Consider the following 23,096-nt stretch of genomic DNA (forward strand, 5'->3'; position numbering starts at 1 on the left):
GGTTTAATTTGACTCTTCAAAGTTGTACTTGTGATTTTCTTGAATAAGTCTTCTTTCTCTTAAGTTGTTCATATCTTCACCCAGTTTATGTTCTAATACCTTAGCATAGATTTGAGTTGTTTTAATAGCCGTATGCCCAAGCATCTTACTCACGGACTCAATTGGCACACCATTGTTTAGTGTAATGGTTGTAGCAAAGGTATGTCTGGCTAAGTGAAAAGATAAGTTCTTATCTATTTCACAGATAATAGCAATCTCTTTTAAGTAACCATTCATTCGTTGGTTACTAATAACAGGAAACAGTTTGTCTTTGGCAAAAGCAATAGGATGGTCCTTGTATTTTTCAATTAGTTCTAAAGCTTCAGGTAATAGAGGAACCCTTACAGGTATTTTAGTTTTCTCTCTACTTGATATAATCCAATCTTTTCCATCGCTTCCTTTGGCTATATTTTGAGGTGCTAAGTGAAAGATGTCTATATAAGCTAAACCAGTATAACAACTAAACAAAAACATATCAAGAACAGCTTGCAATCTTTCAATAGCAAAATTTTTGTTTACAAGGATTTCAAGTTCAGATTTAGTTAGGTGTCCTCTTTCTGTCTTCTCAAATTGAAGTTTATATTTGGTAAAGGGATCTTTCTCCATCCATTCCATGGTGATAGCTAAGTTGATTAACTTTTTAAACCTTTCAATGTGTTTCATAATACCATTGTTATTTAATGGTTGATGTTTGTGAATTGGTTTGCAGTTTCTCAAGAAGTTTTCAAAGTCAAAGATAAATTTGTAGTTAATCTCACTTAAATAGATGTCAGTTCGGTTGTGTACTTTACGCAAATAGCTTTTAAGGTACTTTTCCGTAGAGAAGTAGTTCTTTAGTGTACCATAAGCTAATTTGCTTGTAGCAATCTCTCTGTGATAGTCTATAAGCTTTAAAAGTGATGATTCAGTATCATCATGTCCAAGAAAGATGTTTTTAACAGCTCCAATAGAGACAACTCTTTTTTGTTGAACTAATTGATGATAGGCATCTGTAATGAGGGAACGTACTCGCTCAATATGTGCATTGATTCGAACTGTGTCCTCACTTTTTCCTTTTGCTTTTCCTTTAATGTTATCCCAAGAAGTAGGGGATATTTTTAGTTTTAAAGAAATTTCTGTTCGTTGTCCATTTACCGTTATCCTTGCGTATATAAGGGATGGAACTGTTTTGTTTGAATTAGAAACACGTATAATGAAGTGTATTCCAAATGTGTTTTTTGTTTTCATATCAATCTATTTTAATGTTAACCGAACTGTTTTGATATGGTTTTAAAAAACTACTCACCTGAATAGTACTCAAACAAGACCAAAAAGCACTGAATTAAACTAAAATAAATTGTATTTAATTTATTGAAATACAATTAGTTAAACTCGATTCGGTGAGCTAATTTACCTTTTAAAAATAGCTCACCTAATAGCTCACATTTAGATTGATTTACAATGGATTATTATGATATATTTAAAAATAAAAAAATCCGTAAGTAATTGGTACTTACGGATTTAGGCACATTCTGATGCCGAAAAAGTCGGGGTGGCAGGATTCGAACCTGCGACCTCCTGGTCCCAAACCAGGCGCGATGACCGGGCTACGCTACACCCCGAAAAAGCGGAGAGACAGGGACTCGAACCCTGGCGACCGTTACCAGTCGACAGATTAGCAATCTGCTCCGTTACCACTCCGGCACCTCTCCTTAAAAACTCAGGAATCCTTTGTTTTTACTGGAGCAAACATACCATTACTTTTTATTTTATGCAAATAAATTTGAAATGAAAATAGAAGATATAACTGTAGTTTTTTTTACTGCATTAAGTATGAGGGGGATAAGAAAAAAAAGAAGAAGAGAAAAAAACTAATTTTGGGAGTGGAAGTTCATTTTAAATCTAATCCTAAGGAAGAAGTCTCTATTTTGAGGAGAAATTGAGGTTTTTACTTTTAAATTATCTTGTATCTTTGTACCCCAAAAGAGCGAAGGCAAACAAAAAAAACAACTTGCCTATAAATACCCGTACAGTTTATGAAATTTGATGCAACATTAAGCTTTTCAAGTGATCGATTGAAGTTTATTATCGTAAATGACCAATACGTAGATGCTATTTTTAATGAGTTAACCCCAACAGTTGCTAAGTTCTTACCCTTTATACCTACAGGTAAAAAAGAAGATACTTTTGGATTTGTTGCGTATAGTTTAGGTCAATTAGAACAACAAAAAGATATTACTTTGTTAGCGACTGATCGCAATACGGGTGAATTTATCGGATGCTGTGGTATTCACGATATTTGTGAGGAGTCAATCTCATTGGGAATTTGGCTTAAAGAAAGTGCAAGTGGAAAAGGATATGGGACAGAAATTATTAAAGCTTTAGAGCAATTTGTTTTTGATCAAATTCCCGTTGATTATTTAATTTACAATGTAGAAAAGAACAACCACGGCAGTATTCATATAGCCGAGAAGTTAGGGTATAGCTACCACAGTACTTTTATTCGAAATATAAGTGAAGAAAAAATATTGGATATGCTCCAATATAGAAAAGTGCCTGTATAAGAATAATAGGACGTTTAAATAAAGTCCAGTTCAAAAAAGTTCAGTTTAATTCTCGGAATTTAGTTGAACTTTTTTGCGTTTAAAACCCGTAAAAACGATGATGAATACGCCTATTTATAACCTTAATTCTATTTTGAATCTTCCTTTTTTATCTGATTCAGAAAGAGAAGTTGCTCAGCTATTTGCTGCTATTACAAAAGGAGAAAGTAATTGGTCTAGTTTATTAGTAGAATTAGAGCAAAGAGAGGAGCTATCCTTGGTTTATCCTTGTATACTTCAAACTCTACTTGCGGATTTCCCTCTACCTAAATCTCCCATTGAACTAGAGGTGCAACTGCGTTTGTTGGTGGTTATCCTACAAAAAATGGGAAAATATTGGAATAGCTATCGGGAAGAAGAACCACTTGATGCGCAACAAGTAATGCAGGAGTTTTCTGAAACTAGCGTTCAAGAATTGGGCGAAAGAGAAATAGGAAAACAAATTTGGTTTCATTTAGTACATCGTTTACTCGATTCGAGAGAAGCAATCAGCAAAGTGACTACTTTGAATTTGATTCAAAAGGGAATGATGCAAGAGATATGCATGATTATTGATATGCTAGAACCCCAAGAGAGAACTGTATTTCCAGCAAATCAACAATGGGAAGGGCAAGCACTTATTTTGCGCAAAATTGAGCCTAAGGATGCAGAAATACTACAAAAGTACTTTACACCCGCTATCGGTCGGTATTTGAGTATTGATTCTTTTGCGCATCCCGTATTAGTAAAGGAATACATCCGACAATCTCAGCTTGAAATGCAACAGGGAACCTGTTTAGTTTTGATGGCTTTTGAAAGCGAAACCCAGGATTTTATCGGTTGCTTAACCCTCAATGATATCAATCAATATTCTGTCGAAATAGGGTTGTGGGTAAGTGAGAATCAACAAGGAAAAGGATATGGTCTGGCCTTGTTAAATCAGGCGGTTAGTATCATTGAAGCAAGTATTCCAACCCAACAAATTATTTATAGCGTTGAAAAAGAAAACCAGAAGAGTATAGCGCTTTGTGAAAAGAGAGGATTCCAATTTGAAAAAGAACTCATTCTTGAACCTACACCACTCAAAAATCAATACAGAGAGATGCTGCGATATACATTAAATACGGCAAGTAAAAAATAAGTTATACAGCCAATAGAATTCTTTTTAGCTTGGTATTTTACACAAGTAAAAATGAAATAGAAGTCGCTTGTAACAAACACTAAAAATTAAAAAAAAGCGAGACCTGTTTAGCACTGTCTCGCTATTTTTATATATCGTTATTAAGAGAAAAGAGAAAAAATAAATTAGAATTTATAACGTACAGCTACGCCAAAATCGATGTATAAACCATCGCGATACGAATTGTTTAAGTATAGCTCAGGACGTGCATCAAGCGCAATTTGCAACGGAATGTCGAACGTATATTCAATACCTACTGTACCAGTCAGCAAACCAAAAGTACCATTGTCTTTGTATCTTCTACCAAGGCGATCGTTGTATTTGTAGCTGTAATTTCCAACAGCAGCACCAGCACCCACATACCAATCAAAGTTACCTTCAATATTCCATACCCATTCGTATAATCCAGTTACTTTTGTAGCATTGTAATTGTCATTATCTCTAAAACCAAGATTTAGTTCTAAACGATTGTTGCGGGTTAAATCTCTTTGATAAGATATTTCTGTACCTAAGCCAGAATTCCCACCAAAACGCAACCCAATGGCATTTTTAGGCGCTTTTTGTGCGAATGACGTCGTAGCAACTAAAGTAACCAATCCAACTGAAAGCAGTAATTTTCTCATTTTCCTATTTTATTTTTATTTAAGCCCACAAAATTAAAGAATCTTACAGCATTTAAAAAGAGATTTATACAAATGAATAAAATCATTTTAAAACTAATTTTTGTTGCCAATTTTAAATAGATAGTATATATTTGTAACTTATTATCAGGAATTTTTCTAAAAACAAGTAGAAAAATAGCAACCTGCAACAACAAGCAAGGTGCTGCAATCGATAAGCCAGTCATGGAAAAAATGTTGAATATACCCACTTAGGTATGTTTTTGGTACTATCTTTTTTTGACGAGGTGAATCTTTACCACTTGTTCTTAGCGTATAAAAAATAGAGATATGTCAGAAAATAAATTGTACACTTTAATCCCTTTTGTCGTTTTTGTGGCCGTATTTTTAGGTTGCGGGATAGCCTTAGATAATTTTTATCAATTACCTTCTCCTATAGCCATAAGCTTGGGAATTATTACAGCTTTTGTTTTATTTTATAAAACGCCAATTAATCAACGGATAACTGCATTAATAGAAGGATGTGGAGATAGTAAGATCATTACTATGTGTCTGATTTATTTGTTAGCAGGTGCATTTGCTACAATAACCAAAGCAATTGGCGGGGTAGAAGCCATGGTTAATATTGGGCTATATTATATTCCAGTGGCCTATTTGGGTGTAGGTATTTTTGTTATCTCTTGTTGTTTATCTTTATCTATTGGAACTTCGGTTGGAACTATTGTTGCTTTAGGGCCAATTGTTGTAGGATTAGCAGAAAAAACAGGTAGTTCTATGGGACTCTTATGTGGGGCTTTGCTTGGCGGTGCAATGTTTGGAGATAATCTATCAATCATTTCAGATACGACCATTACGGCTACACAAACCATGGGGTGTGAAATGAAAGATAAATTTAAAGCGAATCTTGTCATCGCACTGCCAGCCGCCTTGCTAACGATACTTGTGCTTGTATTTATGAGAAATGACGTTACAACGGTAACCTTGAATCTAAATGAGCAAGCCAATTATGTATTGCTTATTCCTTATGTTTTGACTATTGTATTAGCACTGCTAGGGATTCAAGTATTTGTGGCTTTATTTTTAGGTATTCTATCTGCTGGAATTATAGGTTTAGTACGGGCTGATTTTGATTGGATAGGATTGGCAAATCATACGTATTTGGGATTCAACTCGATGACCGAAATCTTTCTATTATCAATGTTAACGGGCGGTTTAGCTCGCATGATCGAACAACAAGGCGGCTTAGCTTGGATTTTGACAAGCATGCAAAAGAGAATCCGCACAAGCAAAGGAGCTGTTTTTGGTATAGCATCGCTTGTATCGGGTGTAGGGACTTGTATGGCTAATAATACAGTATCGATTCTAGTTGTCGGTAATCTAGCGAATGATATTGCTACAGAATACAAACTAAACCGCCCGTATGTGGCTTCTGTTTTGGATATTTTTGCCTGTATTGTACAAGGGGTCTTACCCTATGGAGCGCAAATCTTAATTCTGTTGAGTTTCACGGATAAAAAATTGGGGTATCTTGAGCTTGTATCTCACGGGTATTATTTTGTTTTTCTGCTTATAGTAACCCTATTATATATGATGTTTTTTAGAAAAGAGGTACAAACGCAGTAAAAAAATTATACTCAAATTACAAAATGTTTATATTTGCCATTGGTCAAAACAAAATTTGAATATTCATGAAATTATTAGAAGGAAAAACAGCAATTATTACTGGGGCTACACGTGGAATTGGAAGAGGTGTAGCTATAGCATTTGCTGAGCAAGGTGCTAATGTAGCATTTACGTATAGTTCATCCGTACAAGCAGCAGACGAACTTGTAAATGAACTTGTAGCTTTAGGTGTTCAAGCAAAAGGATATCAATCAAATGCAGCAGAATACGTAGCCGCAGAACAATTGGTAGAAGAAGTTTTAAAAGACTTCGGTAATATTGATGTTTTAATTAATAATGCAGGTATTACAAAAGATAACTTATTAATGAGAATGTCTGAACAAGACTTTGATGCAGTTATTGAAGTAAACTTGAAGTCTGTTTTTAATATGACAAAAGCGGTTCAACGCACGATGCTTAAAAACAGAAAAGGATCTATCATCAATATGAGTTCTGTTGTGGGAGTAAAAGGTAATGCAGGGCAATCAAATTACGCAGCTTCTAAAGCGGGAGTTATTGGATTCTCTAAATCAATTGCTTTAGAATTGGGATCTAGAAATATCCGTTGTAACGTAATTGCTCCAGGTTTTATTGAAACGGAAATGACAGCTAAATTAGCAGAAGACGTAGTAAAAGGATGGACGGATGCGATTCCTTTAAAACGCGGTGGAACAGCAAAAGATGTAGCGAATGCTTGTGTGTTTTTAGCATCAGATATGTCTGCCTATATTACAGGACAAGTAATGAATGTAGATGGAGGAATGTTAACCTAAATCACGAGTTTAAAGATACTAAAAAGAGGATGAAATATAGTTTTATCCTCTTTTTTTATATAAAAAATGTAGTAAAACGAAATACCTTTCGCATAAATCACAAAACGAAAAAAATAGTTGATTTATAAGTAAAAAAAAGATAAATTTAAACTGAATTGGAAGGAGATGAACCGAAATTTAGGGCGATATCAACTGAACAATAGCTAGGCTCTTTCACCAGAAGAAAAGGATACTAAAGTAAAAAAGAGAGGCTTTATTTTTAGTGGATTAGCAGGAGAATTGCAAAATATATAGTATTAAATTAGATGGAAAAAAAACGAACGTGGTTAGGTGTAGATACACTATCAGTGGAACATTTGACTTGTATTGAAAAAGAAGGTAGTTTTCATTGCAAAGGTGAACTAGTCGGAAATAAAAACAATCGTATATACGGGGTTGAGTATCAAATTGTGGCCACTTCTACTTGGGAAACGCGTTTTTTTGATATTCGATGTCAAGAAGGACCACGTCATTTTCAGTTGAGTGGACATAAATTAAATAACCAATGGATGCTTGATGAACAAGAATATCCCCATCTAAAAGCGTGTTTAGATATTGATATTTCTGTTACGCCTTTTACAAATTCATTGCCTATTAATCGCTTGCAACTAAGTATTGGAGAATCGAAAACAATTCCGGTGCTTTATATTAATCCCTTGGAAGAAAATTTTACCCTAGTTCAACAACAGTATACCAAATTAACTGAGAATACCTATCATTACAAGAATATATGGAGTGATTTTGAAGCGACCATTACTGTAGATCAAGATGGACTAGTTCTGGAGTATCCAGGCTTGTTTAAAATAGTTTAAGAACACGAAAATCTCGAAGTAATGAACGCTTTTTTTTTATAGACTAAAAGAGGTTGTTGTCTTTCTACTATCAGTTAAAATAGCTATCAAAGTAAAAAAAGAGTCGTAGGCTGAGTACGACTCTTTTTTTGCGTTATTTCCTACCTAAAATGAAAATAGAAACGCTTATTTTTCCTAGGATGTAGAAGGAGTGGTGGTGGGAAAAGAAATCGCTATTGTAAGCCAATTTGAAATTCACTTTTTTAAAAAAGTATGCTTTTGTTAGAGTTCTTACTCCAATGATCTACGTTTTAACGGATCTAATGGGTATTGAGGTAGGTTTTTTACTAACTTCATGCTGTTGTTTCTAAAAAGGAGGAGTGTTAAAGATTTAGATACAATACAAGACTTCAACCTATATTTAGATTTTATACTATATCTAGCTTGATATACTTCTCCTTAATACAATACAAAAAATTAGACATAGGAAATCGAATAGCCAAAAAACGATAGAAATGGATAAGTATAGAATGACCAATGAATCCATGGAACACAATGGCCGTATACTTTGGCGCATAGAGTGTTTAAAGACGCGAAAAAAGGGAGGATGGATTCAAAGTGAAATGAATTTAAGTCAGTTTGGCGAATCGTGGGTTGCAGATAATGCAAAAGTATATGGAGAAGCATCAGTTTTAGATAACGCTAAAGTTAGTGAAAATGCTGAAGTATCTGGCGCAGCTAAAATTACGGCTGATGCCTTAGTATATGGCAATGCTACCGTATCTGATTATGCCCTAGTAACAGCTTATGCCAAGATCTATGACAATGCTTCTATTGAAGACTCGGCGCAAGTATATGGCAACGCATCTGTATCAGGGAATGCCGTAATTTCTGCCTATGCCCAAATATACGATTATGCCACCATTGAAGGGTTTGCCCAAGTATATGATAACGTGCAGATCTATGGACATGCAACCATTAAAGACCGAGCTTATATTTATAAAGACGCACATATTCGAGGCTATACAGTAGTTTCTAATAATGATCGCGTAGGTAAAAATCTGTACAATTGGGAGGATATAAACGCTTTGACCCAATTGCAAATCACTACTGAAAAGGGAGAGAAAACAGCTGCGCTTTTTGCCAATGGTAAGCATCAAATTGCAATCAAGGTTCGTTTAGAGGCACGCGACCGAATGGATCAATTAATCGAGGTATCGGCCAAAGAACTTTTTGATCATCTTGAGTTTGTCGATGAGCAAAATAATCCAATTCAAAAAGACATCAAGTATTCCGATCAGCCGGGGTTGTACGTATATCCTCCTACAAAAGAAGCCAATCAAATGCAAAGTACAGGAGAATCCTCCGCTTTATTCTATTTTTCCATTACTCAGGTTCTCAAACCCTTTAGACTTTGTGTGAGAGGGAAGATAAAACAATGGTCCAAATACAATGGATTGGAGAAAACGAAACGCGTCGAATATACAACGTCTTTAGAGCACAACAATGGCGAGCTATTGGCTGATTATATATCTTTTTATGTTGTACCTAAACGCCAGTTTGTACAAACAAATATTGATGTTCAAACCGTCACCGAAACAGATGTGAATGGTGTAGTTAATTCTAAATTAACCCAGTATTACGTTCAATTTAATTCAGAGGATGGAATCGCCATTCGCCATGCTTCGTGTATTGAAAGGAAATGGTTCCACTATAAACAAACCGGTATTTATAAACGATGTTGTATCTCCACGGACGCTTCTTTTGTTGCAGATGAAAACGCACTATTTACGTTCAAATTTGAATTTACATCGAGTAAATTTAAAAAGGTAGTCACTAAGAATCACCAGGCGGATGGACTTTGTTTTTGGGTTTATCAGTTATGGGAAGGCTTATTGTGGTCGTATTATGAATGGGGGGGAGAAATGTATTTTTCACTCTTTGATCAATATGGCAATGAAGCGAATATTATAGCAAAATCAAGCGAAGAAGACCAATTGAATTTTTGCGTTCGATTAGTGGAATTAAATCGCGAATAATTCTATTTTTTATTTCTAGTATTTTCCTACTGCAAATATATTCTACAAGTAAATATCGTTATTTGCGACTCTTGTCCTTAAACACAATAAAAAAGAGCACAGGGTTTTACCTATGCTCTTTATTATAAAATTAAACTAAGTGTATTTAAGCAGTACTTACTTGTTTTTTTCAAGTATCAGAGATAACTTATTAAAATCTGCGGCGGCATTAATTACTTTTCGATATTGATCCCAATAACTTACAGGTAGCTCTTTGAAATTATACCCTTCTAAGTTCTCGATTTGCAGTATATCTTCCTCCTGTTTGTAGGTCGTCGTAAAATAGGCTAATTTTTTATTCTGTTGATCTAGATAGACCTTCATATTTAAATCTTCGACGTTTTTAATTCGATAGCCCTTAGGTAGTTTTAAGGTTATAGAACGTTTATAAGACCGAGCGGAACTAAGTTGGATAGGTAATTGTCTAGGCTTATCGGAATAAAATTCCATCTGTTTACCAATAACAGCTCCGATTTCAAAAATAAACGTAGTTCCTGCTTTTTTGAGTAAATCGGTTGCCTTGTAGGAAATATCTAAAATAAAGGGTTTAAGTCCAATAAGTTCAACATCTGCATGGGTAGTAGTAGCAGAAATAAAGTCAGTTTCTATAGTATAACTTTCGAAAAGATCTTTCTCTATGCTTTCCCTTTCTATTGGAGATGAAAAATAGAGATAGGATTGATAACTAGAAGCCATTTCTCCCGTAAATTCTAAATGAGAAGATACAAGCGGATTTTCTAGATTGCTTAAATCAACATGGATAGTTGCGCTATCTTTAGAATAGAAATAAGGCAATTCAATCTTTTTGAAGTCTGAAACTCCCATTTTTATCCCTGCATAAATTTTATTTTGAATAAATAAACCATATTGCTCGTGATAGGCTAAGTCTATAATGGGCGTACGTGTATATAGAGTTGCAGGATCTAAATAGGCTTTTATGTTAGGAAAATAAAATAGAAAATTACTTAGACTTACATAACTGACAAAGTTGGGATCAAATGGAGCGAGATGAGGGTTGCTTGTAAAAACAAGCTCATAAGGAATATCAAAAGTTTCAAAGAGTTTAATGTATAGAAAAGTTAATTCATTTAAAGTTGCCTGTTTGGATTTGAATATTTCAGTAAGTGAGGTATTTTCAAGATATGAATTGTGTTGAATGGTTGTTTTTATGTAACTTTCAATTGCTCTGATTTGTGTTAATTCATCCTTATTCCTTTGGATTTTTTTGGAGAAATCCTGAAATTGTTTTTGCTCATTTTTATCTAAAGTACGGTGTAAATTAGCATGTATTTCTGCCGTAAATTCCTTTTCTCCAAAAGGGTCTACAGTTTCTGAATAGCTATTGCTGTAAAAGCGAGTATGGACATGCATGGCATTTTTGAACCAATTGGAATACTGCTCATTATCTGCAATAGCAGGAATATTTGAGTTTTCACCATAAAAAGAAATCTTATCTTTATATTTACCTTTATCTTCTAACAAATCTACAGCACCATTGTAGGAACGACTAACAAATTTAAGGTAATCAGGGTAGATCAATTCAATGGTTCTTTTTTGTACATAGTACACATTTTGCAAGTAAATAATCTTGCCTTTTATTTCTGCAGGTGTAATCAAAACATAATGGATATCAAGGATAGTACCTACTTCTAGACCCTCTATTGGAAAGTAATTGTTTTCTATACCTGTTTGAGTATTGATTTCTTTCTCAATCGATTTTTCATCTAAAAAGGTTATTTTTCCATTCTTATGTATCACTCTTAATTTAATCTCAATCAGTTGATCTCCTTGTTGAATGGGAATATATTTTTTATTATTTCGCTCGATAGCTTCTTGTGAATTAATATAGGTTTTAATATAGTAAGACATAATTTGCTTAGAACTATTGTCTTGATTAATATATTCTAGCTGCGTACTTTGTAGAATTATAAATTCACTTTCTGAAGCTAACTCTTTGGGAAGCTCAAAAGGGGTATCATCAAATTTAAAGTTTTTATATTCATAATCTTGAGCACTGCCTAATAGAGGAAGTAAGCACGTGATGAGGAAGAAAAGTTTTTTCATATTTTTTCTAAAATAATAGATTCTAAGTAATTGGCATTCAGTTTTTTGATGGATTCATTCCAAGCAGAGAAGTCTTCTGGGTAGAGCATTAATTTTTTAGAGGTTACAACGGCATGTAATTCAATACTTTGATTCACTGCGTTAAACTCAAAGCTAGCCTCGATATAATCCGTAGTGATCTGTTCCTTTGCAGGTAGATATTTAATGCGGTATCCTTGGGGAATAGCAAGAATAACTTGACTGTCATAGTGTTCTAACTGTTCTACTTCATACGGAGTCTCTCGGGGTAGTGTAATTGTTTTTTTGTGAAAAGGTTTATATAAGTTTAAATCCACATACAATTCCTTTCCAGCAGCAATAACAGCATTGGGAATGGTATAATCAAAGCGGATGGATACGTCTTGGTTGGATAAATCTAGGTGTTCGATTGCATGAACTTTAGTTAGTTTTAATTTGGCAATCTCTTTATTTACAAGCTGTTCCGTTATCTCGTCTCTATTTTTTTTACCGCCATACGTAAAATTAGCATTAATTATAGATTTAAAATACCCCGATGCATTTAGTTCACCTTGACCTGTAAGGGTTAAATTGTCAATTTGCAAGTAATCAATAGTCCGAATTTTGTTTTTTGCACCTGGCGTAATAGGAAGTTTATGGATTTTATACGTTGTAGAATCGAAAGCGATTAAAAGCTCTTTAGTTTGAATAGTACGGGGAATCATTCCAAAAGGCAAAAAAGAATTCGTAGCATCCAAGCAAATGCCATCGGTGCCAGAATCATAAAAGGCAATCATGTGATTATCAACCTGAGGAGTAGGAAGTTGATAGTAAGAATAGGGGATATCCCGTGTTCCTACCCAAGCCATATACACCGTATTGACTCCTGCAAGATGACACATCGCAGTGATAATACTAGCCATATCTTTACAATCACCATAACGTCTGGTAAAAACTAAATCTGCTTTTCGGGGTATAAAACCATCGTACCCTGCTTCAAAAGCAATGTATTTGATATTTTGTTGTACCCATTGATAGATTATTTTTACTTTGTCTTCTTCTGTATCCACCTCTTTCGTTAAATCAGCAGTGAAGTCAATAAAGTCTTGATTTAAATCGAGATTTAAATTTTTAATAAAATTAAAATAATAAGCATATAACTGATCAACTTCACCTAAGAGTTTAATGGATTCATTCTTTGACTGATACGACGTAATCCAAAAATAGATAGAGGGAACAAAATAAGCAGCAGCAGGACTATTGGCTTCAACTTTTAAGAGAGGTGGATTAGAAAGTGTCCAACGATGTATCGTTTTTCCTCGTTTACTTTCTTGCCTGTATTCAATATTTGTTTTTTCTGTATTAAAGGTTTTAAAAGCAAGGGCGATATCCTTGTCTAAAATGATTTCAAAAATGACTTTTTCACTCGGTACATGAGACATAATTCGAAATGGATGCAATAAGAAAGGATCTTCAAATTCATGGGTAAAAGATAAGATTCGCTTCGAGCCAGGAACTAATCCACTAAAATTGACCATTTTCTTTTTAATATCAGAATGGAAAACAGAATTGCGGTTATAGGCAGATTCACTAATTCCTTTAGGTGCTATTTTTTTATATTTATCATTTTGTAGACTTAAGGTATAGGCATCAAAGGATACCAGTGGATTTAATTCCGAAAAAATAGTGTAATCCGATAGCGTATAATTATTTTTATTGCTTTGTAGCAAATAATATTCCTCATAGGTATCTCTAGTAATTTTTAACTTCTCTTTATTTTTTGAAATCGTGTACGTTTGTTTATGTTCAAGTAAAATTTCACTGTGCCCTTTGTGTTTTTCAGTTAAAAGAGCAAGAGATTGTCCCTGCATACTAAAAGTACAGAGCAAGGTAAGGCAGAGGAGGCTCACTCTATTCAGATAAAAGACCAGAATCATATTTAAAAGCTTGTTTGATTTTATTATTTTCAAAAATATGAAAGTCCCCATGAAGCTCTCCTTGGCTGTAATTGATTTCGAATTGTTTTTCTCCTGTTAGAGCATAAATTATTTTAGCTCCGGTAAGCTGTTGTTTTTGATAGGTTGTTGTAGAATATATTGCACCAGTAGAGTAGTAGATCATTTCGATACCTTCTTTTTTGCTAGTAGTAAATGTCTGGCTATAGGCAGATTTTCCATTAGGATTGTAGATGTTTAATTCACCGTGAAGGGTTTGTTTTTCTAATGATACTCGAGCAGCCAATTGACCCGACTTATATTTTGATTCTACGTGAGTTTCATTGGAGGTAATTGGAATGATATCACTTAATTCATCGGATTCCGTTAGTGTTTTATAACCAACTAAGACATTTAAATCATAAACTAAAACTAGTACTGGCATACCCTGTGAGTTGGATAAGATTTCTTCCCCATCTAGATAATCTAGTTCAAAATTAGAAGTAAGTATCTTTTCACCTTCTGGATAATACAATATCCTGCTCCCTGAGTTTAATCCCTTGATTGCATTAGCTCGTGTTCTTAGTTTACCATCAGGATTAAAATGTTCATATGGGCCATAACGCTTATCTAAAATAAACGTAGTTCGATCATCTAAAACACCATTTGCATAGTAAGTTAGCAACTCTCCATCATATTTATTATTGATTAAATGAAAGGAACTAAGTACTGTTTGACCCGTTACATCCAAATGCTTGACAGGTCCATAAAAAGCTCCATTTTCTAAAGTGTAAATACTTTTGACATTCAGCTGATTAACAGTAAATGTACTTTTGTCTTTATACTGATCTAAGTGCAGCGTTTCTATCTTATTTTCATTGATAAAATCCACCTGTACAAGTGATCCATATTCATATTTGTCTATGCGGTAAGGTCTTCCGCTTTGTAAATAATAAATATCTTTGCCATCGCGCTCCCCATTGGTGTAAAATCGCTTATTATCTAAATGAGGGTAAGTATAATAGAAAGAAGATGGTCCGTGTAGTTGATCTTCTTTATAAAATCCAGTATAGCTTAATTTTCCATTGGAATAATAACTGTACAAACCAGTTAGCATTCCTTTTTCTAGAAAATAATGCTCTTCTAATTCACCGAGAAAGTTGTATTTCTTAATTTCTCCATCTGGCATATCATTGACGTATGTAGTTTCGTTAAACAAAGGGCCATGATTGTAATAATACTTCCAAATCCCTTCTAATAATCCATCAACTGTTTTTCCTTCTGCATATAATACACCATTTGGATAGTAAAAATGACCGTAATTCTTAAAGGAAGTAACTTCAAGCTGTCGTGTTGTTGGATTAATACTTTGGCGTTCTATAATTTTGTTGTTCTTGTATTTTTCGATAAAGTAGACCTGTCCTTTGTCATACATGATGGATTCTACCAAATCACCGTCTGTGTTGTATTTTTTTTGCCCCACTAATTCCCCCTTAACACTGAATGAATCTGCTTCTTTCAATTTAGTGTTTTCATACCGATAGTGATACGAAAGTTGTCCATTATCAAAAAATTCTTTATAGTATACATACTCATTATCCTTAAATAAAGCCTCACTTTTTAGGTCTCCATTCATTTGATAGGTTAGACTTAAACCTTCTGACTTATCATTTTTGTAATTACTTCTACTTACGATAGTGCCTTTTTCATTGTAAACTAGAATTTCACCTTCCTTTTTTCCATCTACTAAATTGTATTTATATTCTTGTTGTCCTGTAGGAAAAAAATAGGAAACTTCGTTTATAAGTTGGTCTTCTTTGTAAGTTAAAGCCCCCTTTTTAGTAGAAATAGGGTAGTAAATAGTAGTAGGGCCATCGCTCAAATCACCTTTCATATTTTCTTCCAAATAAACTTTACCCGTAGAATAATAAGTAGTTACAAGTCCATTGATTTCATCTTCTTTGTAATAGGACCTACTAGTCAAAATACCATTTGGGTTATAGCGTTTAAGTTCACCGTCTAGTTGGTTGTTACTAAAAAAACCTTCACTTTCTTTGTAATAGTTTTGGGAGAATTGCATCGCTAAGCCATTGAGATTGCCATCATCCCCTTGATAGTAAAAATACCCTGTATCCAAATTTGAAATAGTAAAAATCTGTCCCTCTAGGATTGCTTTATACAACTTGGGATAGATATTTAAATACAACTCATTTGCCGCATAATTGCTAATTATTTTCGCATTTTTTTTATATTGCTTTTTATAAGAATCTTCATATAAACTCATGGAAATATAAGTATACGGAGACATGAGATTGCGTTGAACAATGGCCTTCATCCAAGGAGAATATTTGTTTTCAAAAAAACCACCTTGTACCTGGTGTTCATTCATATATACTAAGATCGCTTGAATCACTCTACTAATTCGATTATCGATATCCAGTTTTAAAGGATAATCTTTGTGTTGAGCTAGATTATTTTTTAAAATGAGGTCTAATTCAGAAAAATCATCTCCTCCTTCCGAATATTTTAGCTGAGGCGTAAGGGTGTAGATTTCGGCTAAATTTCGGTTAAGCTGATTTAAACTCTGAGCGGCGGCTTCTGTACCGGGATAAATGGATAAATAGGTCAATAATGATAAAAGACCGATGGAAGCTTTGCCATCTTCTATAGCAATAATCCCTAATAGATAATAAGCTTGTCCATACGTAGGAGCAAGGGTAACCACCTCTTTCAAAAGATCTAAAGCTTTCTGTTTTTCATCTATTTTGTAATAAACAATGGCTTCGTTGTACTTGGTAATAACATTTAAACTCCCTTTGTTTTTTGATTTTTCTAGATAAAATAGGGCCTCATCATAGTTTTTTTGATCACTTTTGATGGTCGCATAGGTCAGAAAATAAATAGAAGGAAGTTCCGTATCGTATTGGTCAATCAGCTTTTTACATAATTTTTCTGCTTCTTCTGTTTTTTCAAGCTTAAGCAATAGCGAAATTATTTGATATTGAGCTTCAAAATACGCAGTATCTAGCTCGTCAACTTTAGCATATTCGGCTATAGCTTTTTCAATTAGATTGTTTTCTTGGTAGTTGATTGCTTTTGATTCTATGGCATTTACGTCATAGCTTGTTGTAAGTTTCTCTTGGGCATAAGAAGAAAAAACAGTCGTTAGGAAAAGTAAAGGAAAGTAAATCTTTTTCATTTTAATAGGTCGTTAATCTTGGCAAAGATAACAAACATAATAAAAAGTTAAAAAATATTACTTCCTTGTGTAAATAATAAGAACAAAAGGAGGTAAAATAGAGGTTTTTAGAATTTTTAAGTATATAACATTAAAAAAAAGCGCATAGAATTTTCCGTGCGCCTTCTTTTTTATCAACTAACCTTACCTATTTCTTTAATGAAATTAAATATTTTACTCTGCAAATATCTAGTTTCTATTTGGATAATTTATTAAGGCTAGGTTATCCTACTGTTATCTAATTTCTTTGGCGTTAATTGCCAAAAAGATCCAATAAACTTTTCTTTTTTTCTGCTTTAGTGTCTACTTTCTTCGTATCCGTTTTCTTGGTATCCGTTTTCTTTGCCGTAGAAGAAGTGGTTGCTGTATGGTCCTGTTTGCCAAATACATCTTTTAATAGAGTCGTAGATCTTGAATCCTCTTTATTACCGCGAATGTTGTTTTCTTCAACCGCAATCATCGTAAAAACCCCATCCATCGTTTGTTCCGTAACATACTTTGTAAGATCAGGATCTACAGGAGACACTAAAGGTAGGCTATTGTATTTGGTAAAAATACCTTCCCATACTTTGGTAGCACCAACTTCAGATAAAGACTCTTCAATGATTGGAGAGAACTTACCCGCTAATTGTTTAGATGTTTTTTCCTTCAAATAATTCGTTGCCGAAGATTGACCTCCTAAAAGAATATTTTTAGCATCTGTAAAAGTTAAATCCTTGATGGCTTGTACAAAAATAGGAGTAGCTTCTTTAACAGCACCTTCAGCAGCGCGGTTTAATAATTGAAGACCTTGATCAGCCAAACTCCCCATGCCCATAGAGCGAAGCGTTTTATCCACCTTTTGCAATTCAGCAGGCAACATAATTTTAACTAGTTCATTCTTAAAGAAACCATCGGGTTTTGCCAATTGACTAACCTGTTCTTGAATTCCCTTATCTAAAGCTTCTTTTAGCCCTTTTCCAACTTGATCTTGGGATAAACTACCCAATACATTGCCCAATTTACTTTGTGCCTGTACCGAGTTAGTAGTTCCTAAAACACCCGCTAACAAGCATGCGCTTATTACAATTTTTCTCATACCTTTTTTAATTTTATTGAACTGATTTACTATAAGTTATACTTCGTCTCTTCTTTAATTGCTCGAAGTAAAATATCCACTTTACTTTGGATTCTCACCGATTCATTTAACAAGAGATTTTGATACAACAAGGCAGAAGTTGCCTCAGGCAGTTTTGCTGTTTGTTGAATCGTTGTAATAAGGGCGTTTTTGGTTACTACCACAATAGCCCATAATTCTTGCGAAACATAAAGCTGTTGGGTAACATTATATTCAAATTCTTGCTCTAAATGTTGAACCAACAAATGAGCATAAGCTTGCGTATCTGTACTTAAAGGTTGTATTCTTAAAATTAATTTTTTTAAATCACTGCGTTCGGCATAAATGACCAAGCGTTCACAAGCCTGTAATTTAAGCGCTTTAGAATCAATTCCCGATTCTTTAGTAGAAAGTTGGGTAATAATAAAGTGATCTCTTTGGGTTTGTTTTTCTATAATTTTTTGAAAAAAAAGATACGCTAAACCAGCCACAACTAAGGCAGGAAGCGCATATTGAATCATCGTAGGAATAAAAGTGAAGTCCATGAAATTAATTTTCAACAAAAGTAATACTATTGATGAAGATATAATGCTTTAATGCGAACAAAACTTGCTATAAACTAATAGTAGTTGTAATTTTGGCTTCTTACGGTTTTAGACATTATGCAAAGTTACATAGATCAACTTAATGAAGCTCAAAGAGCACCTGTATTACAGAAAGATGGCCCCATGATTGTGATTGCTGGCGCAGGTTCTGGAAAAACGAGAGTATTGACCTTGAGGATAGCCTATTTAATGCACCAAGGTGTGGATGCATTTAATATTTTATCCTTGACCTTCACCAACAAAGCAGCGCGAGAAATGAAAAATCGTATTTCGCAAATTGTGGGAAGTAGTGAAGCTAGGAATCTTTGGATGGGGACCTTTCACTCTGTTTTTGCGAAAATATTACGCGCAGAAGCCGATCATTTAGGGTATCCAAGTAACTTTTCTATTTATGATTCACAAGATAGTCAACGCTTAATCGCACAGATTATCAAAGAATTGCAATTAGACAAAGACATCTATAAACCGAAAGAAGTCGCTAGTCGTATTTCTTCTTACAAAAATAACCTGGTTACGGTAAAAGCGTACTTTAACGACCTGGAATTACAAGAAGCAGATGCCATGAGTAAACGGCCGCGTATCGGAGAGATTTACGAGCATTATGTAGAGCGATGCTTTAAAGCAGGAGCCATGGATTTCGATGATTTATTGTTAAAAACCAATGAACTACTTACGCGTTTTCCAGCTGTTTTAGCGAAATACCAAGATCGCTTTCGCTATATTTTAGTAGATGAGTACCAGGATACGAATAATTCACAGTACTTGATTGTACGTGCACTCTCTGATCGTTTTCAAAATATTTGCGTCGTGGGTGATGATGCACAGAGTATCTATGCGTTTCGCGGAGCGAATATCAATAATATTTTAAACTTCCAGAAGGATTTTGACAAAGTGCAAATGTATCGCTTAGAACAAAACTATCGCTCTACAAAAAATATCGTGGAAGCAGCGAATACAATTATTGATAAGAATAAGGTCAAACTAGAAAAAGTAGTTTGGACGGCGAATGACTTTGGTCCTAAAATCAAAGTTCACCGTTCTTTGACCGATGGAGAAGAAGGCCGTTTTGTCGCTTCAACTATTTTTGAAGAAAAGATGCAAAATCAAAAAAACAACAGTGATTTTGCTATTCTATATCGAACCAATGCACAATCGCGTGCGATGGAGGATGCCTTGAGAAAACGCGATATTCCCTACCGTATTTACGGTGGATTATCTTTCTATCAACGCAAGGAAATTAAAGATGTATTGAGTTATTTACGCTTAATTATCAACCCTAAAGACGAAGAGGCTTTGGTGCGTGTTATCAACTACCCAGCAAGGGGTATTGGCGCAACTACATTAGATAAGTTAATCATTGCCGCGAATCACTACAAGCGTTCTATTTTTGAAGTGATGAGTCATATTGATCGCATAGACCTAAAAATTACTGCAGGAACCAAGAATAAATTGGCAGATTTTGTCAATATGGTGAAAGCCTTTCAGGCGCTTGATGAAACGAAGGATGCCTATGAAATGGTAGAGCATGTGGTGAAAAAAACAGGTTTAGTACAAGAATTGCGTAAAGACACCACACCTGAGGGAATTACGCGAATGGAAAATATCGAAGAATTGCTCAATGGTATTAAAGATTTTATCGAAGGACAACGCGAAATCGATGGTGCAAGAGGCTCGTTATCCGAATTTTTGGAAGATGTAGCCTTAGCAACTGATTTGGATAAAGATACAGGAGATGATGATCGTGTGGCCTTGATGACGATTCACTTGGCGAAAGGATTAGAATTTCCAACCGTCTTTTGTGTGGGAATGGAAGAAGATTTATTTCCTAGTGCAATGAGTAGCAGTACACGTACGGAATTAGAAGAGGAACGCAGACTTTTCTACGTGGCTTTGACCCGTGCAGAGCACCAAGCGTATCTAACGTATGCACAATCTAGATACCGTTGGGGAAAATTGATGGATTGTGATCCTTCGCGCTTTATTCAAGAAATTGACGAGCAATACCTGGAGTTTTTAACACCCGTAGAAACGAATTATCGCTATACCCCTAAAATAGACGCTGATATTTTTGGCGATGTAGATAAAAGCAAGTTGAGATTGGCGAAACCAGTTAATGGATCGCCTCCCGCTTATTTAAAAAACAACGAAGAACCTGGTTTAGATCGTAACATACGCAAGTTAAAACCCGTTGCTTCAGCTTCAACATCGAGTAAAGGCGATGCTTCTAATAGTGGTCTTACAATTGGACAACGCGTAATGCACGAGCGATTCGGACAAGGGGAAATTCTCAATTTAGAAGGTGTTGGCGCAGACAGAAAAGCCGAAATAAACTTTGACATAGGAGGAATTAAAAAACTATTACTTCGATTTGCTAAGCTTCAAGTTTTAGCGTAAATTGTATAAAACAATAAAAATCAAACTGATATGGCTCAATTTGTAAAAATATACCCAGATAATCCGAATGAAAAGGAAATTAATAAAGTTGTAGAAGTACTGAGAAATGGAGGATTGATTATTTATCCAACGGATACCGTATATGGCTTAGGCTGTGATATTACCAATACAAAAGCATTAGAGCGAATTGCTCGTATCAAGGGAATCAAACTGGATAAAGCTAATTTTTCTTTTGTTTGCCACGATTTAAGCAATATCTCAGACTATATCAAGCAAATTGATACAGCAACCTTTAAAATCCTAAAAAAAGCCCTACCAGGGCCTTATACTTTTATTTTACCAGGTAATAATAATTTACCGAAAGAATTTAGAAAGAAAAAAACAGTGGGAATCCGAGTACCTGATAATATGATTGCAAGAGAAATCGTACGCAAACTTGGCAATCCAATTGTTTCTACTTCAATCTACGATGAAGATGAGATTTTAGAATATACCACAGATCCAGAACTTATCCTTGAAAAATGGAATAATAAGGTAGATTTAATTATCGATGGAGGATATGGTGATAATCAAGCCTCTACTGTTATTGATTTATCGGGATTCGAACCAGAAATTATTAGAGAGGGAAAAGGATCCATCGATATTTTCTAAATTAGGCGATTTTGAAAACATTTTTTTTACATTTTATAAATTTAAATCTAAGAATAAATAGGACATAAACGGAATTAAATTAGGGAAATTCAAACCTAATTATTATTTTTGTATCTGTTTATTTTTAAAGCTAAACGTATTACACTATGAATTTACATGAATTTCAAGGTAAAGAAATATTAGCTAGCTACGGGGTTAGAGTACAACGTGGGTTAGTAGCTAGCAACGCAGATGAAGCTGTTGAAAAAGCCAAACAACTTACAGAAGAAACTGGAACAAGTTGGTATGTAGTAAAAGCTCAAATCCATGCAGGAGGAAGAGGTAAAGGAGGAGGAGTAAAGTTAGCTAAGAACTTAGATGAAGTAAAAGAGCTAGCTGGAAAAATCATCGGTATGGACTTAATTACTCCACAAACGCCACCAGAAGGGAAGCATGTGAATAGAGTATTAGTTGCTGAAGATGTTTACTATCCAGGTGAAAGCGAAGTTAGCGAGTTCTATATGTCCGTATTACTAGATCGTTCTAAAGGTAGAAATATGATTATGTATTCTACTGAAGGAGGAATGGATATTGAAGAAGTTGCGGAACATACACCACACTTAATTTTTAAAGAAGAAATCGATCCTGCTGTAGGATTACAAGGTTTCCAAGCAAGAAGAATTGCATTTAACCTAGGTTTATCTGGGAATGCATTCAAAGAAATGGTTAAATTCGTTGACTCGGTATACAATGCATACATTGGAAGTGATTCTTCTATGTTCGAAATTAACCCAGTTTTAAAAACATCAGATGATAAGATTTTAGCAGTTGATGCTAAGGTTACAATCGATGACAATGCATTATACAGACAAAAAGTATATGCAGAATACAGAGACATCACAGAAGAGCGTCCAATCGAAGTTGAAGCTAAAGAAGCAGGTTTAAACTATGTAGATTTAGATGGAACAGTAGGATGTATGGTTAACGGTGCTGGTCTTGCAATGGCAACTATGGACTTAATTAAATATGCAGGTTTTGAACCAGCTAACTTCTTAGACGTAGGAGGAACTGCTGATGCAAAACGCGTTGAAATTGCTTTCCGTATTATCCTAAAAGATCCAAATGTAAAAGCAATCTTAATCAATATCTTTGGTGGAATCGTTCGTTGTGACCGTGTTGCTCAAGGAGTTGTAGATGCTTACAAAAACATGGGTGACGATATTAAAGTGCCTATTATTGTACGTTTGCAAGGAACAAATGCTGAATTGGCAAAAGAATTAATTGACCAATCAGGTATGCCAATCTTATCAGCTGTCGCTTTCCAAGAAGCAGCAGATCAAGTAAAAGCAGCTTTATCTTAATTAGATATATATCACAAAAAAAGCAGTAAACTTT

At 34.5% G+C, this 23,096-nt stretch carries 16 protein-coding genes, 2 tRNA genes and 1 riboswitch; of the genes, 9 read left to right on the top strand and 9 right to left on the bottom strand.

Annotated features, from left to right (window positions below; all coding sequences use genetic code 11):
- Window positions 1-3: 3 nt before the first annotated feature.
- The 3 genes from ACMHJ2_RS10880 to ACMHJ2_RS10890 form a co-directional block, all read right to left on the bottom strand.
- Window positions 4-1,266 (bottom strand): site-specific integrase, encoded by a 1,263-nt coding sequence (locus ACMHJ2_RS10880; protein ID WP_413512883.1) that lies wholly within the window; start codon window positions 1,264-1,266, stop codon window positions 4-6.
- A 299-nt stretch (window positions 1,267-1,565) separates the two neighbouring features.
- Window positions 1,566-1,640: transfer RNA gene (locus tag ACMHJ2_RS10885), tRNA-Pro, on the bottom strand.
- 6 nt (window positions 1,641-1,646) lie between these two features.
- Window positions 1,647-1,730 (bottom strand) — tRNA-Ser (locus tag ACMHJ2_RS10890).
- A gap of 324 nt (window positions 1,731-2,054) precedes the next feature.
- Between ACMHJ2_RS10890 and ACMHJ2_RS10895 the strand changes: the two genes are divergently transcribed.
- Together ACMHJ2_RS10895 and ACMHJ2_RS10900 are read left to right on the top strand one after the other, a co-directional pair.
- Window positions 2,055-2,582: a GNAT family N-acetyltransferase gene (locus ACMHJ2_RS10895; protein WP_413512884.1), complete on the top strand. Its 528-nt coding sequence runs from the start codon at window positions 2,055-2,057 to the stop codon at window positions 2,580-2,582.
- 97 nt (window positions 2,583-2,679) lie between these two features.
- Entirely contained in the window at window positions 2,680-3,741 is a 1,062-nt protein-coding gene (locus ACMHJ2_RS10900; protein ID WP_413512885.1) for a GNAT family N-acetyltransferase, read from the top strand.
- A gap of 164 nt (window positions 3,742-3,905) precedes the next feature.
- Here ACMHJ2_RS10900 and ACMHJ2_RS10905 read toward each other — a convergent pair whose 3' ends face one another.
- Window positions 3,906-4,403 carry a hypothetical protein gene (locus ACMHJ2_RS10905; RefSeq protein ID WP_413512886.1) on the bottom strand — a complete coding sequence of 166 codons (498 nt, stop codon included), beginning with the start codon at window positions 4,401-4,403 and terminating at the stop codon, window positions 3,906-3,908.
- A gap of 136 nt (window positions 4,404-4,539) precedes the next feature.
- A riboswitch (SAM-I-IV-variant riboswitch) is annotated at window positions 4,540-4,645 on the top strand.
- Window positions 4,646-4,730: 85 nt separating this feature from the next.
- Between ACMHJ2_RS10905 and ACMHJ2_RS10910 the strand changes: the two genes are divergently transcribed.
- From ACMHJ2_RS10910 to ACMHJ2_RS10925, 4 genes are all read left to right on the top strand, one after another.
- Window positions 4,731-6,023: a Na+/H+ antiporter NhaC family protein gene (locus ACMHJ2_RS10910; protein ID WP_413512887.1), complete on the top strand. Its 1,293-nt coding sequence runs from the start codon at window positions 4,731-4,733 to the stop codon at window positions 6,021-6,023.
- 65 nt (window positions 6,024-6,088) lie between these two features.
- Entirely contained in the window at window positions 6,089-6,835 is a 747-nt protein-coding gene (fabG, locus tag ACMHJ2_RS10915) for a 3-oxoacyl-[acyl-carrier-protein] reductase (RefSeq protein WP_413512888.1), read from the top strand.
- Window positions 6,836-7,140: 305 nt separating this feature from the next.
- Window positions 7,141-7,686, top strand: a complete 546-nt coding sequence (locus ACMHJ2_RS10920; protein WP_413512889.1) for a putative glycolipid-binding domain-containing protein — start codon at window positions 7,141-7,143, stop codon at window positions 7,684-7,686.
- A 494-nt stretch (window positions 7,687-8,180) separates the two neighbouring features.
- Window positions 8,181-9,704, top strand: coding sequence for a transferase (locus ACMHJ2_RS10925; protein ID WP_413512890.1), 1,524 nt, complete (start codon window positions 8,181-8,183; stop codon window positions 9,702-9,704).
- 156 nt (window positions 9,705-9,860) lie between these two features.
- Here ACMHJ2_RS10925 and ACMHJ2_RS10930 read toward each other — a convergent pair whose 3' ends face one another.
- The 5 genes from ACMHJ2_RS10930 to ACMHJ2_RS10950 all read right to left on the bottom strand — a co-directional run bounded on the left by ACMHJ2_RS10930 (window position 9,861) and on the right by ACMHJ2_RS10950 (window position 18,617).
- Window positions 9,861-11,807: a hypothetical protein gene (locus tag ACMHJ2_RS10930; protein WP_413512891.1), complete on the bottom strand. Its 1,947-nt coding sequence runs from the start codon at window positions 11,805-11,807 to the stop codon at window positions 9,861-9,863.
- Window positions 11,804-13,675 carry a transglutaminase-like domain-containing protein gene (locus tag ACMHJ2_RS10935; protein WP_413512892.1) on the bottom strand — a complete coding sequence of 624 codons (1,872 nt, stop codon included), beginning with the start codon at window positions 13,673-13,675 and terminating at the stop codon, window positions 11,804-11,806. The genes ACMHJ2_RS10930 and ACMHJ2_RS10935 overlap by 4 nt, the downstream gene beginning before the upstream one ends.
- Before the next feature lie 40 nt (window positions 13,676-13,715).
- Complete coding sequence (locus ACMHJ2_RS10940; RefSeq protein ID WP_413512893.1) at window positions 13,716-16,937, bottom strand: hypothetical protein; 3,222 nt, start codon at window positions 16,935-16,937, stop codon at window positions 13,716-13,718.
- A 292-nt stretch (window positions 16,938-17,229) separates the two neighbouring features.
- Window positions 17,230-18,054, bottom strand: coding sequence for a DUF4197 domain-containing protein (locus ACMHJ2_RS10945; RefSeq protein WP_413512894.1), 825 nt, complete (start codon window positions 18,052-18,054; stop codon window positions 17,230-17,232).
- Window positions 18,055-18,083: 29 nt separating this feature from the next.
- Complete coding sequence (locus ACMHJ2_RS10950) at window positions 18,084-18,617, bottom strand: hypothetical protein (RefSeq protein ID WP_413512895.1); 534 nt, start codon at window positions 18,615-18,617, stop codon at window positions 18,084-18,086.
- A gap of 117 nt (window positions 18,618-18,734) precedes the next feature.
- Here ACMHJ2_RS10950 and ACMHJ2_RS10955 point away from each other — a divergent pair, with 117 nt between their 5' ends.
- The 3 genes from ACMHJ2_RS10955 to sucC all read left to right on the top strand — a co-directional run bounded on the left by ACMHJ2_RS10955 (window position 18,735) and on the right by sucC (window position 23,062).
- Entirely contained in the window at window positions 18,735-21,071 is a 2,337-nt protein-coding gene (locus tag ACMHJ2_RS10955; protein ID WP_413512896.1) for an ATP-dependent helicase, read from the top strand.
- Between the two features lie 30 nt (window positions 21,072-21,101).
- Window positions 21,102-21,722, top strand: coding sequence for an L-threonylcarbamoyladenylate synthase (locus ACMHJ2_RS10960; protein ID WP_413512897.1), 621 nt, complete (start codon window positions 21,102-21,104; stop codon window positions 21,720-21,722).
- A 146-nt stretch (window positions 21,723-21,868) separates the two neighbouring features.
- Window positions 21,869-23,062 (top strand): ADP-forming succinate--CoA ligase subunit beta, encoded by a 1,194-nt coding sequence (gene sucC / locus ACMHJ2_RS10965; RefSeq protein ID WP_413512898.1) that lies wholly within the window; start codon window positions 21,869-21,871, stop codon window positions 23,060-23,062.
- The last annotated feature ends 34 nt before the right edge of the window (window positions 23,063-23,096 follow it).

It is taken from the genome of Myroides odoratus, assembly GCF_965118575.1.
Lineage (GTDB): Bacteria > Bacteroidota > Bacteroidia > Flavobacteriales > Flavobacteriaceae > Flavobacterium > Flavobacterium odoratum_B.